14 protein-coding genes are annotated in these 13871 nt (G+C 63.0%); 7 read left to right on the top strand and 7 right to left on the bottom strand.

The features are described 5' to 3' along the window. Positions 1–72 precede the first annotated feature (72 nt). Together ACYCFC_RS10920 and ACYCFC_RS10915 are read left to right on the top strand one after the other, a co-directional pair. On the top strand, positions 73–1803 hold the full coding sequence (locus tag ACYCFC_RS10920) for a thiamine pyrophosphate-binding protein (protein WP_459651600.1): 1731 nt from the start codon (positions 73–75) through the stop codon (positions 1801–1803). A 13-nt stretch (positions 1804–1816) separates the two neighbouring features. After that, positions 1817–2971, top strand: a complete 1155-nt coding sequence (locus ACYCFC_RS10915; protein ID WP_459651599.1) for an L-lactate dehydrogenase — start codon at positions 1817–1819, stop codon at positions 2969–2971. A 119-nt stretch (positions 2972–3090) separates the two neighbouring features. On the opposite strand, the gene ACYCFC_RS10910 is transcribed toward ACYCFC_RS10915, so the two are convergent. Together ACYCFC_RS10910 and ACYCFC_RS10905 are read right to left on the bottom strand one after the other, a co-directional pair. Next, a complete protein-coding gene (locus ACYCFC_RS10910) occupies positions 3091–3219 on the bottom strand; it encodes a hypothetical protein (protein WP_258189383.1) in 129 nt (42 codons plus the stop codon). Further along, the gene (locus ACYCFC_RS10905) at positions 3185–3421 is read right to left on the bottom strand and encodes a hypothetical protein (RefSeq protein ID WP_181086468.1); all 237 of its coding nucleotides are present in this window, start codon (positions 3419–3421) and stop codon (positions 3185–3187) included. The genes ACYCFC_RS10910 and ACYCFC_RS10905 overlap by 35 nt, the downstream gene beginning before the upstream one ends. A gap of 277 nt (positions 3422–3698) precedes the next feature. Here ACYCFC_RS10905 and ACYCFC_RS10900 point away from each other — a divergent pair, with 277 nt between their 5' ends. Beyond that, positions 3699–4139 (top strand): DUF2231 domain-containing protein, encoded by a 441-nt coding sequence (locus ACYCFC_RS10900; protein ID WP_181086469.1) that lies wholly within the window; start codon positions 3699–3701, stop codon positions 4137–4139. Beyond that, positions 4136–5431 carry a PQQ-dependent sugar dehydrogenase gene (locus ACYCFC_RS10895; RefSeq protein ID WP_181086470.1) on the top strand — a complete coding sequence of 432 codons (1296 nt, stop codon included), beginning with the start codon at positions 4136–4138 and terminating at the stop codon, positions 5429–5431. The genes ACYCFC_RS10900 and ACYCFC_RS10895 overlap by 4 nt, the downstream gene beginning before the upstream one ends. Before the next feature lie 145 nt (positions 5432–5576). Here ACYCFC_RS10895 and ACYCFC_RS10890 read toward each other — a convergent pair whose 3' ends face one another. Continuing rightward, on the bottom strand, positions 5577–6608 hold the full coding sequence (locus ACYCFC_RS10890) for a DUF2157 domain-containing protein (protein WP_459651598.1): 1032 nt from the start codon (positions 6606–6608) through the stop codon (positions 5577–5579). A gap of 146 nt (positions 6609–6754) precedes the next feature. Next, positions 6755–7369 (bottom strand): LysE family translocator, encoded by a 615-nt coding sequence (locus ACYCFC_RS10885; RefSeq protein ID WP_181086485.1) that lies wholly within the window; start codon positions 7367–7369, stop codon positions 6755–6757. 524 nt (positions 7370–7893) lie between these two features. Here ACYCFC_RS10885 and ACYCFC_RS10880 point away from each other — a divergent pair. Genes ACYCFC_RS10880 through ACYCFC_RS10870 form a run of 3 tightly spaced genes read left to right on the top strand, consistent with a single transcriptional unit; the run spans position 7894 to position 11391 of the window. After that, positions 7894–8817: an ABC transporter ATP-binding protein gene (locus ACYCFC_RS10880; RefSeq protein ID WP_459651597.1), complete on the top strand. Its 924-nt coding sequence runs from the start codon at positions 7894–7896 to the stop codon at positions 8815–8817. After that, on the top strand, positions 8814–9545 hold the full coding sequence (locus ACYCFC_RS10875; RefSeq protein WP_181086473.1) for an ABC transporter permease subunit: 732 nt from the start codon (positions 8814–8816) through the stop codon (positions 9543–9545). The genes ACYCFC_RS10880 and ACYCFC_RS10875 overlap by 4 nt, the downstream gene beginning before the upstream one ends. Positions 9546–9555: 10 nt before the next feature. Beyond that, positions 9556–11391, top strand: a complete 1836-nt coding sequence (locus ACYCFC_RS10870) for a GldG family protein (protein WP_459651596.1) — start codon at positions 9556–9558, stop codon at positions 11389–11391. A 66-nt stretch (positions 11392–11457) separates the two neighbouring features. On the opposite strand, the gene ACYCFC_RS10865 is transcribed toward ACYCFC_RS10870, so the two are convergent. Genes ACYCFC_RS10865 through dapE form a run of 3 tightly spaced genes read right to left on the bottom strand, consistent with a single transcriptional unit; the run spans position 11458 to position 13800 of the window. Continuing rightward, positions 11458–11829, bottom strand: a complete 372-nt coding sequence (locus tag ACYCFC_RS10865; RefSeq protein ID WP_014852308.1) for a hypothetical protein — start codon at positions 11827–11829, stop codon at positions 11458–11460. Between the two features lie 22 nt (positions 11830–11851). Beyond that, the gene (locus ACYCFC_RS10860) at positions 11852–12658 is read right to left on the bottom strand and encodes a putative RNA methyltransferase (RefSeq protein WP_181086476.1); all 807 of its coding nucleotides are present in this window, start codon (positions 12656–12658) and stop codon (positions 11852–11854) included. Continuing rightward, on the bottom strand, positions 12652–13800 hold the full coding sequence (gene dapE, locus ACYCFC_RS10855) for a succinyl-diaminopimelate desuccinylase (protein WP_459651595.1): 1149 nt from the start codon (positions 13798–13800) through the stop codon (positions 12652–12654). The genes ACYCFC_RS10860 and dapE overlap by 7 nt, the downstream gene beginning before the upstream one ends. Positions 13801–13871: the final 71 nt, after the last annotated feature.

The raw sequence follows: 13871 nt of genomic DNA, 5'->3' as shown, positions 1-13871 counted from the left end.
AGATGCGCCGGCCAGGCGTGCCCACGCAGGAGCGTGGGCACGATCAGACACTTGAGAACAAGGAATAGAGCCATGAAGAAAACCGGCGCCGCACTGGCACGTTTCGCCCTGGAACAACTGGGTGTCAGCCACACCTTCGGTATCCCCGGGGTACACAACACCGAGCTGTACGACGAACTGAACGCCTCGGACAGCATCCAGCCGGTGCTGGTGACCCACGAATGCGGCGCGGCCTTCATGGCCGATGCCTTCAGCCGCACCGGATCAAGCATCGGCACCCTGGTGATCGTTCCGGCAGCAGGCGTCACCCACGCGGCCAGTGGCATTGGCGAGGCAGGGCTGGACGGCATTCCCATGCTGATCATTTCCGGTGGCATCCACAGCGAAAGCGGTCGTCGCTACCAGTTGCACGATATCGATCAGCACGCCCTGCTGGCGCCAATCACCAAGGCGACGTTCCGCATTCTCAGCCATGCCGAAGTCATCCCCACGCTGTACCAGGCCTACCGCATTGCCACCGGCGGCGAGCCGGGGCCGGTGTTCGTCGAGCTGCCCTACAACATCGGCAACTTCCTCGGCGAAGTGGCGGAAATGCGGCCCTTCGTCGCCGATCCGCTGATGCCCAGCCATGACCCGGCGCAGCTGCGCGAAGCCGCGCGGTTGCTGCTCGAGGCACGCCAGCCTGGCCTGTTCCTCGGCTGGGGCGCGGTGGGGGCGCAGGCGGAACTGATCCAGTTGGCCGAACTGCTGGGCGCGCCGGTGTGTACCACACTGCAAGGCCTCAGCGCCTTTCCCGCCACGCATCCGCTGCATGTGGGCATGGGCTTTGGCGACTATGCGGTGCCGGCTGCCGCCAATGCCTTCGGCGATTGCGACTGCCTGCTGGCGGTGGGCACGCGCTTCGCGGAAATCCCCACCGGCAGCTACAGCATGCCGGTGCCGGAGAACCTGATTCACCTGGACATCAACCCGCAGGTGTTCGGCGCCAACTACCCCGCGCGGATCGCCCTGGCCGGGGCTGCGGAGCAACTGATCCCGGCGTTGCTGGCCGAGGTCCGGGCGCTGCGCAGCGAGGCGCCGGCCAGCCCGCTGCCGGCGCGCATCGCTGTCGACAAGGCCGCTTATCTGAAGGAATGGCTGCAGCACGACAGCCGTGGACGGGTGAACCCGGCTGCGTTCTGCCAGGCCCTGCGTGCACAGCTGAACGACGAGGCCATCGTGGTGGCCGACGATGGCAACCACACCTTCCTGCTGGCCGAGCTGATGCCCATCCACGGCCCGCGCGGTTTCATCTCGCCCAGCGATTTCAATGCCATGGGCTACTGCGTGCCGGGGATCATCGGCGCCAAGCTGGCCAATCCCGGTCGCCAGGTGGTGGGCGTGGTAGGTGACGGCGCGTTGCGCATGACCGGGCTGGAACTGGTCACTGCCAGCAGCCTGGGGCTGGGCGTGGCGCTGTTCGTGTTCAACGACGGCGAGTTGTCGCAGATCGCCCAGGCCCAGGAAATTCCCTACAACCGCAAGACCTGCACCGTGCTGCAGCCGCTCAACCTCGCCGCGCTGGCCGAGGCCACCGGCGCCGCCTTCGTCGCCATCGAGAGCAGTGATCAGTGCGTCGAAGGCGTCGCCCGTGCGATGGCGCTGGTCGGCGAGGGCAGGCCGGTACTGGTGGATGTGCGCATCGACTACAGCAAGCGCACGCGCTTCACCGAAGGCGTGGTCAAGGCCACCCTCAAGCGCTTCACGCCGCGCGACAAGGTACGGGTGGTGGGCCGGGCGCTGTGGCGCCGGGTGACCGGTTGAGGAGGGCGACGTCATGAGCCGTGCCACGCATTGCCTGGCCGCCAGCTGCGACGACTACCGGCGCCTGGCCGAACGCCGCTTGCCGCGTTTCCTGTTCGACTACATCGACGGTGGCGCCGGCGACGAACACACCCTGGCCGCCAACTCCCGGGACTTCCAGCGCGTGCACCTGCGTCAGCGGGTGCTTTGCGACGTGGAAAATCCCGATACCCGCTGCGAGCTGATCGGTCAGGCGGCGAGCATGCCCCTGGCGCTGGCGCCGCTGGGCATGGCCGGGCTCTACGCGCGCCGTGGCGAGGCCCAGGCCGCGCGGGCGGCGGCTGTGGCCGGCGTGCCGTTCAGCCTGTCCACGGTGGGCATCTGCTCGCTGGCCGAGGTGCAGGCGGCAAGCGGGAAGAGTTCCTGGTTCCAGCTCTACATGCTGCGTGACCGCGAGGCGGTGCAGGGCCTGCTGCAACAGGCGCTGGCCAATGGCTGCGACACCCTGCTGTTCACCGTCGATCTGCCGGTCGCGGGGATTCGCCGGCGCGACATCCGCAACGGCATGCTCGACCCCGGCTGGCGCGGCAGGCTGGCCAAGGCCTGCCAACTGGCGCGGCGACCGGGCTGGCTGCTGGACGTGGGCATTCGCGGCAAGCCACACCATTTCGGCAGCCTCACCGACCAGGTGGCCGGCCCCAACGACCTGCGCGCCTTCAAGGCCTGGCTGGATGCGCAATTCGACCCCTGCGTGACCTGGGACGAGATCCGCTGGCTGCGCCAGCAGTGGCCGGGCAGGCTGGTGCTCAAGGGCATTCTGGAGCCGGACGACGCGCTGCAGGCGCTCGATTGCGGCGCCGATGGCATCGTCCTCTCCAACCACGGCGGGCGCCAGCTGGACGGCGTGTCTTCCACCATCCGCCAGTTGCCGGCGGTGGCCGAGGCGCTCGACGGGCGCCTGCCGATCCTGCTCGATGGCGGCATTCGCAGCGGCACCGACATCCTCAAGGCGCTCGCCCTCGGCGCCCAGGGCGTGATGATCGGTCGTCCCTGGGCCTGGGCTCTGGCCGCTGGTGGCGAGGCGGCTGTCGCGCAGTTGCTGGCCGGCCTGCAGTGCGAACTGGCGGTGGCCATGGCGCTCTGTGGCGTGAAGAGCCTGGAGCAGATCGAACGCGGCATGCTGGACTGAGGCCAGGACCTGTTGAAGAGGGTGTCAGATTGAGGGTTTCTAAAACGACTCAGCCAGCGCTATTTGGCGCTGGCTGAGTTGAGCGACAGGCCGCCGGAGCGGGCGGCCTGAGCCTGGATTCAAGCTTTCTTCAGTGCTTTTTTCAGCGACTTGATTTTCTTCTCGTGCTTTTCGACCTTGGCTTCGCGCGCCTTGATCTTCTGCTTGAGGGATTTAGTGGACTTCTTGGCTTCTGCTTTCTTGGACATTGAATGTCTCCTTGCTGGTAGGCCGATCGGTGGGTTTGTGCTTCTTGATGAACCCACGGATGAACTGCCTTATTTCGCGAGCGGCACTGGTATCCAGTTGTTCGCATAACTGCACGAACTGCTCGCGCTCAGTGCTGCTGATACGGATCAGCAATTGGCTGTCTTTCTTGTTGAGCTTCACTTTCTTCGGTTTCTCGGACATGGCGGATACTCGCGCAAAAAGTGAATCTCGGTTCGAAAGAGATTCACATTGTATATACATTTTTATTTAAGGCAAGCCACGTGCGGAAGGCTGGTGAATTGCTTTCGGAGCGTGCAATGAAGGACTTGATACCCGCCAGGTCGTTGCCTGTACCGGCAGATCGAAGTGAACTTATACGCCGGCGGCACGATCCTTTTCTATGCACAGTTCAGAGCGAGCCTGGCGGGCCAGCGCATCCGCAATGCAGGCCAGGTCGCCCCGCGATGAGGAGCCAGCCGTGACCGCCACCACCCACCGCACTCACCGAAGAATCTACCGAAGGACACCGAACCCGTTGCATGCGACCCTGCTTGCCGGGACTGTTCCCCTGTTTCTCGGGGCTCTGTTGAGCGATATCGCCTACTTGCGCAGTTACCAGATCCAGTGGAGCAACTTTTCCTCCTGGCTGATTGCCGGTGGTCTGGTTTTCTGCGGCCTGGCGTTGCTGTTCGCACTGGTCAACCTGATCCGAGCCAAGCATAAGGCAGGGCGGCCACTGCTCTACTTTCTACTGTTACTGGCGACCTGGGTGCTGGGCTTCATCAACGCCCTTGAACACGCCAAGGATGCCTGGGCCACCATGCCCGCCGGCCTGGTTCTGTCGGTGATCGTCACCCTGCTGGCCTGCGTGGCGACCTGTATCGGTCTTACCAACCTGCGTTCGGGAGGTGCCGAATGAACTACCTCAGCCCGCTGACGGCCCTGACCCTGGCGTTGCTTCTGAGTGCATGTGGTGGCGAAGAACGGGACAGCGCCCAGCTGTATGGTCCAGAGCCCAAACTTCCCGAACCCGAACGGGGCATGCTGCCCAGCATGAAGATTGCCGAACCGGTGCCATGGGGCGACCAGACTCCGACAGTGCCGGAGAACTTCACCGTCACGGCCATCGCAACCGACCTGAAGATCCCGCGCCAGACCCTGGTGCTGCCCAATGGCGATATCCTCGTGGCGGAAGGGCGTGGCGGCAATGCAGCGAATCTCAAACCAAAGGATGTGATCGCCGGCTATATCAAGGCGCGGGGCAATACCTCGGTCGAAAGCGGTAATCGCCTGACCCTGCTGCGCGACGCCGATGGCGACGGTACCTACGAACTCCAGACCGTCTTCGCCGAAGACCTCAATGCCCCCTACGGGTTGGCCTTCCATGAGGGCAACCTGTACGTGGCCAACCAGGATGCGCTGGTGCGCTTCGACTACCAGGACGGCCAGACCGAAGCCGGCGGCCCGCCAACCAAGGTCACCGACCTGCCGTCTGCCATCAATCACCACTGGACCAAGGCACTGACCATCAGTCCCGACGGACGCTTTCTCTACGTAGGCATTGGTTCCAACAGCAACATTACCGAACGCGGAATGGAAGCCGAAGTGGACCGCGCGCTGGTCTGGCAGATCGATGCCGAGACGGGCGCCTACAAACCCTACGCAACCGGTCTGCGCAATCCCACTGCACTGTCGATCCAGCCTGGTTCAGGACAACTCTGGGCCGTGGTGAACGAACGGGACGAGATAGGTGAGGATCTGGTGCCGGATTACCTGACCTCGGTGCAGGAAGGCGGCTTCTACGGCTGGCCTTACAGCTACTGGGGCAAGAACGTCGATGACCGCGTGAGGCCGCAGGACCCGGACAAGGTCGCCGCGGCCATCACGCCGGACTACGCCCTGGGCTCCCACGTCGCGGCCCTCGGCCTGGACTTCTCCAGCGAAGTCATGGGTGAGGAATTTGCGGATGGCGTATTTATCGGCGAACACGGCAGCTGGAACCGCAAGAATCCGGTGGGCTACAAGGTCATCTTCGTTCCCTTCGAAAACGGCAGCCCCTCCGGCCCTCCGGTCGAGTTCGTCACCGGCTTCCGCACGGACGATGGCAAGACACGCGGGCGCCCGGTCGGCGTAACCGTCGACCCACGCGGTGCGCTGATCGTTGCCGATGATCTGGCCAATATTGTGTGGCGGGTAAGTCGGACTCAGTGATCGGAACAGCTGACGACCATTACGGTCGTCAGCTGCAATATAGCCACTGATTGATCTGCTGCATGTCATGCCTGATCTCGAACAGGCCTGATGGAACTTGCTCCTGGTTCTTGCGCATATGTCTTCGAAAGGCTTAGAGAAGGCGTTAACGTCTTTCAGTCAACTCTCTTATTGATAATGGAAGCAGCTTGTGCAGCTTTCCGCTGATTGCCTTTTCGTGACGCTGCCAGAGTATTCCTGAGTAAATTACCCCGAGGCCAATAAACGTCAGAGCGAAGGAAAAAATCAAACTGTCCTTGAACACATCGTAGGCCAGATAGCCAAGATAGCCTGCAGCACCCAGAGCGCCCAATATGGTGAAGACCCTGCGTGAAAGCATGGCGCCCACAACAATCATTCCAAGATTGATGCAAAGATAGATGAATTTGCTCAGTTCGCTGTCTGAATGCAGCGTGGTCAAGCCGCACCAGAATGCAAGGGCACCGAATAGATAAAGCCAGAACGCATAGTCCTTTTCATTCCGGGTGCGAATGTCCACCCAGAAAGCCAGCAACGCGATGAGCAGACCGAACCACAGCGATACGAGTTTTCGTAGTTCCCATGTCACATGCGTTTCGTCGAATAGAAGGGGTGTCAGGTCCATACTCATGTACCAGAGCGTTGCCGCAATGGGCATGAGCAGGAATGGCAAACGGTAGCGCCACAGCATGACCACGCCGCTGGCAAGCGTGGCGAGTTCCATGAATATCCAGCGCCAGTCGATATGCCTGTGGTATTCATGCATAACCTTTCCGTCAGCCCACCAGCCCAATGCGACCTGCAGGCCATAGATCGCCAGTGGCGTAAGGGCCACGACAAAGGCTGCCGTGATGCCTGCGGGAATGGGCAGACGGCTGCGGTTAAGCAAGAGCTCCGTGAGCCAGAGCCCTGCACCGGCATAGGCCAGTGCGATGAAGAATATTCCCCACCCACCGAAGTGCTCCCAGCCCAGCGTCAGAAACAAACTCATTGCGCCGATGGCGATCAAGCCACCGAGGTAGTAAAGAATGTGTGTGAAGCGGAAGCTCGGCGTGTCTTTCCCACGCTCATCCAGAAACGCCCAAAGCCTATCCGCCTGCTGCTCGCTGAGCAGTCCCTTTTCCGTTGCTTCTGTGAGGAGGCTGCGGCTCAGTTTCATGAAAATTCCGGGCGTTTGGTTAAGAGCGAAATAAATCGTGGACTGTCCCTCTCTGAAAGCAGAATTCAGTACTGCTAGAGTTTCTAGCGTCTGAATTCACTGGCCCTGCGCGGCTTGCCGCGACAGAGCCGGCGAGATGAGGGCCATCATTTTTCCGTAAATGCGAGGTTTGCCCCAAGGCCCGCAAAGGTAGCGGCAAAGCCACGACGAAGCCAGGCTTGAACCCGTTTCGACTCGATAACGGCCTTGCGAAAGAGGTGCGCAAGAAGGCCGTAAATGACGAATACGAGAAAAGTCATTGCCATGAAAATGGCGCTCAATAGAAGAAGCTGCAAGAGCGGTTCGTTCGTATTGGGTGGGATGAATTGCGGTAGGAAGGCGAGGAAGAAGATGGTCAGTTTCGGGTTAAGAATATTCAGCAGAAACGCCTTGGTGATCAAGCCGGATGCCGAGCTTCTGGACAGGCTTTCATCGACTGCAAAAGCGGATTTGTCACGCCAGGTCGCGTAGGCAATATAGAGCAAGTAGGCGACGCCGGCATATTTGAGTATTTGAAATGCAACGGCGCTCGTGTGCATGACAGCGGCAAGGCCAAGAACCGTAGCCATGAGGTGGGGGATGATTCCGACCGTGCAGCCAAGCGAGGCGAAGACGCTTGCCTTGCGACCTTGAACGAGCCCTGTCGACACAGTGTAGACGACGCCCGTGCCCGGAATGAGCACCACAATGAGCGAAGTAACAAGGAACTCAAGGCTAATCATTTGGCAAAGCTCCGGCCGGATTGGTGGATAACCTTCCTTGTCATAGCTCTGCTCCTTGTCGGGACTGGTGCTTTCCAGGTCAGGGGAGATCTGTTTGGGGGGTATGCAGCAGGGTTGGAAAGCCTTCGTCTGCTCGATCGGATGCGTGAGCGAATTGCGCCCAAACACTACTTCATCCATACGGAGCACGTCTATTGCGAATGGGCAAGACCTTTATCTGCCTTCGTTACTACAGTTATTCCCGGGTGCATACGAGAGGGGCCTTTCTTGCGTTCTTGCGGTGAAGTGTAAGGTTTCGGCATTTATGCAGAACCAGGCATTGCCGACTTTGCTGTTCCCTTTATCAAGGAGCTGCTGACAACCGGCTTGCCGACTTCCCACGTCCGTCACGTAATCTTCAGTCAATTTTCCATCCGCCCAGGCCGTTGCATTCGTCGCATCCGTCTTCATATAGTGCCGCCGGCATTTTTTGCAGGCCGGGTGCATGCGTGGTGCACCGGCCTTGTTCCATGGATGAGAGGCCAATGATCGAGTTAAAGAATCTGACCAAACGATTTGCCCGGCACACGGCGGTCGACGCGTTGTCGTTCAGCGTCCAGCCTGGCGAGGTGCTGGGTTTTCTCGGCCCCAACGGCGCCGGCAAGTCCACCACGATGAAGATGCTCACCGGTTTTCTCGCGCCGACGTCCGGTACGGCGAGCATCTTCGGTTGCGATATCCAGACCCAGCGGCTGCAGGCCCAGCGGCAGATCGGTTATCTGCCCGAGGGCGCGCCCTGTTATGGCGATATGACGGTGCGCGGTTTTCTCGAATTCATCGCCGAGGTGCGCGGCTATCGCGGCGCGCAGAAGAAGCAGCGGGTGGCGACCGCCGCGGCCCAGGTGGAGCTGGAGAAGGTGCTGGGGCAGTCCATCGAGACGCTGTCCAAGGGTTTCAAGCGCCGGGTCGGGTTGGCGCAGGCGATGCTGCACGATCCTCGGGTGCTGGTGCTCGACGAGCCCACCGATGGCCTGGACCCCAACCAGAAGCATCAGGTGCGCGAGCTGATCCAGGGGCTGGCCCAGGACAAGATCGTGATCATTTCCACCCATATTCTCGAAGAGGTCACGGCGGTCTGCAGCCGTGCGCTGATCATCGCCAATGGCCGGCTGGTGGCCGACGGCACGCCGCTGGAGCTGGAAAGCCGCTCGAAGTATCACCAGGCGGTGACGCTGATCAGCGACGAGCCGCTGGACGATGTCGCGCTGGCGGCCTTGCCGGGCGTGGCGGGGGTCGAGGTCAATCAGGTCGAGGGCAGCCTGACCGTGCTGGCGCAACCGGGGCGGGTGATCTTCCCGCAGGTCAATGCCCTGATCGGCCAGCGTGGCTGGGCGGTGAAGGAGCTGGACGTGGAGCGTGGCCGGCTGGATGAAGTGTTCCGCAACCTGACGCGAGGGGAGGCGCTATGAGCCAGTTGCCGGTGATTTTCAAACGCGAGCTGGGCAGTTACTTCGCCACGCCGCTGGCCTATGTGTTCATCCTGATCTTCCTGGTGCTCTCGGGGGTATTCACCTTCTACCTGGGTGGCTTCTACGAGCGCGGCCAGGCGGATCTGGTGCCGTTCTTCAGTTTCCATACCTGGCTGTACCTGTTCCTGATCCCGGCCATCGCCATGCGCTTGTGGGCGGAGGAGCGCAAGTCGGGCTCCATCGAGCTGCTGATGACGCTGCCGATCACCCGTTTCGAGGCGGTGACGGGCAAGTTCCTCGCCGCCTGGGTGTTCGCCGGTATCGCCTTGCTGCTGACCTTTCCGATGGTGATCACCGTCAACTACCTGGGCGAGCCAGACAATGGCGCGATTCTCGCCGGTTACTTCGGCAGCTGGCTGCTGGCCGGCGCCTTCCTCGCCATCGGCTCGTGCATGTCGGCGCTGGCCAGGAACCAGGTGATCGCCTTCATCCTGGCGGTCAGCGTGTGCTTCCTGTTCATCGTCAGCGGCCTGCCGATGGTGCTCGATGCCTTCGCCTGGGCGCCGCAATGGCTGGTGGATGCGGTGGCTTCGCTGAGTTTCCTGATCCGTTTCGACGCGCTCAGCAAGGGTGTGATCGACCTGCGCGACCTGCTGTATTTCGTCACGCTGATCGTCGCCTGGCTGGCGGCCACCGCCGTGGTCGTCGATCTGAAGAAAGCGGCATAAGGGAGCCCACATGAAACGAGTGATTTATTCGGGTGCCGGGCTGCTGCTGATCGCCCTGGCGTTCCTGGCCTTCAACATCTTCTCCGGCCTGCTGTTCACCAATGCCCGGCTGGACCTGACCGAGCAGAAGCTCTACACCATTTCCGAGGGCACCGAGACCATTCTCGATGAGCTGGAGACGCCCATCGAGTTGCAGTTCTTCTATTCCGATGCGGCTGTCCGGGACCTGGTGACGCTGCGCAACTACGCGCGGCGGGTCGAGGAGCTGCTGCGGGCCTATGAGCGGGCGGCGGGCGGCAAGCTCAAGTTGCAGGTGATCGACCCGCAGCCGTTCTCCGAGGAAGAGGACCGGGCCGCAGAGCTCGGTCTGCAAGCGGTGCCGCTGGATCGCGGCGGCGACAAGGTCTATTTCGGCCTCGCCGGCACCAATGCCGAGGGCCATACCCAGACCATTCCGTTCTTCCCGCTGGATCAGGAGGAATTCCTCGAATACGAGGTCAGTCGCCTGGTGCAGAGCCTGGCGTCGGCGCAGCTGCCGGTGGTCGGGGTGCTGTCCGGGCTGCAGATCAACGGTGGCTTCGACATGCGCACCCAGCAGGCGATGCCGCCGTGGATGGTGCTGGAAAACATTCGCCAGCTGTTCCATATCGAGAGCCTCAAGCCGGATATCGACCTGATCCCGGCCCACGTGTCGGTGCTGATGCTGGTGCATCCCAAGCAGTTGCCGGAGCAGACGCTGTATGCCGTCGACCAGTTCGTGATGCGTGGCGGCAAGCTGCTGGCGTTCGTCGATCCGTACAGCGAAGCCGATCCGGGTTCGGCGATGGGGCCGGGCGGTTTCGCCGAAGAGAAGGCCTCGGAGCTGGAACCGCTGTTCGAGGCCTGGGGGCTGCGCATGCCCGCCGGCCAGGTGGTGGCGGATGCCTCCTACGCGATGTCCGTGGGTGTCGGCCCCGAGCGCAGGGCGGTGCGCCATCCTGGCTGGTTGAGCCTGCCGCAGCAGGCGCTGGATGCCGACGATGTCACCACGGCTTCGCTGGAAAACCTGACCGTGGCCACCGCCGGTTACCTCGAACCCCTGGAGGGCGCCAGCACGCGCTTCACGCCGCTGATGCAGAGTTCGGCTTATGCCATGCCGGTCGAGGCCGCACGCCTGGATACGCTGCAGAATCCCGAGGAGTTGCTGCGCGGCCTAGAGCCCACCGGCGAGCGCTACACGCTGGCGGCGCGCATTCAGGGGCCGGCGCAATCGGCCTATCCGCACGGCATCGAAGGCCGCAAGGATGGTTTGCAGGAAAGTGACAGCATCAACGTCATCGTCGTGGCCGATACCGACCTGTTGAGCGACCGTATGTGGGTGCAGGTGCAGGACTTCTTCGGCCAGCGCTTCCCGCAGCCCTGGGCGGACAACGGCAGCTTCGTGGTCAATGCGCTGGACAACCTGTCCGGTAGCGATGCGCTGATCAGCGTCCGTTCGCGTGGCCGTTCGGCCCGTCCGTTCGTGGTGGTGGAGGATCTGCAGCGCCAGGCCGAGAACCGTTTCCGCGAGACGGAAGAAGTGCTGCAGAACCGCCTGGCCGAGACCGAGGCGCAACTGGCCGAACTGCAGAGCCTCGATCCCGAGCAGGCCCTGGAGTTGACGCTCGAACAGCAGGCCGCGCTGCAGGGTTACATGCAGGAGAAGCTGCGCATTCGCAAGGAGTTGCGTGAGGTGCGCTACCAGCTCAATGCCGATATCGAGGCGCTGGGGCGCACCCTGAAATTCCTCAATATCGCGCTGGTGCCGCTGTTGCTGACGCTGGGTGCGCTGGGGTTGTGGTTCTGGCGCAGGCGCAGGGCGACGTGAGCGTTTCTGAACGAACCTGAAGGTCCTGAAAACGCGTAGGGCCGAATGTATTCGGCCCTACGGGTGTCAGTCCGTGCGCCAGAGGATTTGCTCTTCGCCACGTTCGCTGATGCTGATCCAGCGGTCGGCGTCTTCCTCGGCTTCCTCTTCCTGCCAGCCGCCGGGCGCGCAGCGGATTTCCACGCCAAGCGCGGCGAAGGCGGCGCGGGCGCAGGCGATGTCGTCTTCCCAGGGCGTGGCGTCGCTATCCAGCAGCAGGCTGTGCCATTTGCCGACGGCTTTCGGCAGCCAGGTCACAGGAATCTTGCCGGCCTGGCACTTGAAGGTCTTGCCCTTCTGCTGCCAGGGCGAGCAGGGGCCTATGGCCTGGGTGAGCCAATCGGTGACGGCCTGCTGGCTGGCGTCCCTGAGGTAGATCTCGATATCCGGTTGGCGCATGGCGGTGCCTTGTGTGAAGGAGTTACTGATCGCGCTGAATCCAGTCATAGCGTATCGCAACGCGCACGCGCAGTGGCGCGTCGATGACCGCGGCGCGGCGTTCGGCACTGGCGCGCCAGCCGTGGGGCGTCATGGCGAGCAGGTCGGCGCGGGCCTGGGGATCGTCGAGTTGCAGCTCGTAGCCGAGGGTTTCGCTGTGGGCCAGGTGCATGCCTTCGGGAATCAGCGACAGGTGTTTTTCGTCGTCGTAATCCCGTACTTCGTCATACAGCCGGGCGCGCAGCTCCCACAGATGTTCGCGGGTCGGCCCCATGCGCAGAAGGCCGCCGCCGGGTGCGAGCAGGCGCCGGGCTTCGTTCCAGTCCAGCGGGCTGAAGACGCTGGCCAGCAGGTCGCAGCTGGCGTCGGCCAGCGGCACGCGGGCCATGCTTGCCACCAGCCATTCGAGCTGCGGCGCGCGCTTGCAGGCGCGTTTGACCGCCTCGCGGGAGATATCCAGCGCATAGCCCTCGGCATCCGGCAGTGCCTGGGCGAGCTGCGCGGTGTAGTAGCCCTCGCCGCAGCCGATATCCAGCCAGCGCGCGGGCTCACGTTCGGCGGCCAGCTGTGCCAGGCGCTCGGCCAGTGGCGCATAGTGGCCGCCGTCGAGAAAACGCCGGCGTGCCTCGACCATCGCCTGGTTGTCACCGGGGTCGCGGCTGTTCTTGTGCTGCACCGGCAGCAGATTGAGGTAGCCCTGGCGCGCACGGTCGAAGCGGTGGTTGGCCGGGCAGGCGACGCCATTGTCCACCGTTTGCAGCGGTGCCTGGCAGATGGGGCAGGTCAGCATGCGAGCAGGTTGACCAGGGTCTGGTAGTAGATTTCGGTCAGCAGATCGAGGTCGCTGGCGAGGATGTGTTCGTCGACCTGATGAATCGTGGCGTTGACCGGGCCGAGCTCCACCACCTGGGTGCCGAGGGTGGCGATGAAGCGCCCGTCGGATGTTCCACCGCTGGTGGAGGGCGTGGTCTCGCGCCCGGTCACGCTGCGGATGGCCGCGGCGACGCCGTCGAGCAGTTCGCCTGGCTCGGTCAGGAAGGGCAAGCCGGACAAGGCCCAGTCGACGTGCCAGTCCAAGCCATGCTTGTCGAGGATGGTCGCGGTGCGCTGCTGCAGACTCTCGACCGTCGATTCGGTGGAGAAGCGGAAGTTGAACACCGCCTCCAGCGTGCCGGGGATGACGTTGGTGGCGCCGGTGCCGGAGTTGAGGTTGGAAATCTGGAAGCTGGTTGGCGGGAAGAAGACGTTGCCGTCGTCCCAGTGCTCGGCGGCCAGTTCGGCCAGCGCTGGCGCCGCCAGGTGAATCGGGTTCTTCGCCAGGTGCGGATAGGCCACGTGGCCCTGCTGGCCGCGTACTGTGAGGGTGCCACCGAGCGAGCCGCGCCGACCGTTCTTCACCACGTCGCCCACCAGCGCCGTGCTCGAAGGCTCGCCGACGATGCACCAGTCCAGCCGCTGCCCGCGCTCGCGCAGGCGCTCGACCACCGCCTTGGTGCCGTGGTGCGCTGGGCCTTCTTCGTCGCTGGTGATGAGAAAGGCGATCTGTCCCTTGTGCTGTGGATGGTCGGCGGTAAAGCGCTCCACCGCGATGATCATCGATGCCAGACTGCCCTTCATGTCCGCCGCGCCGCGCCCGTGGAGCATGCCGTGTTCGTCGATGCGTGCCGCGAAGGGGGGATTCTGCCAGGCCTGCACAGGACCAGTGGGCACCACGTCGGTGTGGCCGGCGAAGCACAGCACCGGGCCTTCCTCGCCCCGAATCGCCCAGAAATTCTCTACGTCCTCGATGTGCATCGGCTCGACGGCGAAGCCGCAGGCGGCGAGACGTTCGCTCATCAACTGCTGGCAGCCCTCGTCCAGCGGGGTCACCGATGGGCGATTGATCAACTCGCAGGCGAGTTCCAGGGTGGGCGACAGGGCAGGGGCGGTCATCGGGGCTCCGGTAGGGCGGTAAAGGGCGCCATAGTAAATTAAAAAAGGCCGCCAGGAGCGCCGAAAAGCGC

The sequence above is a fragment of the Stutzerimonas sp. NM35 genome, assembly GCF_054604355.1.
The sequence above is the reverse complement of the archived record's forward strand: the minus strand, read 5'-3'. Positions and strand labels throughout refer to the sequence as shown.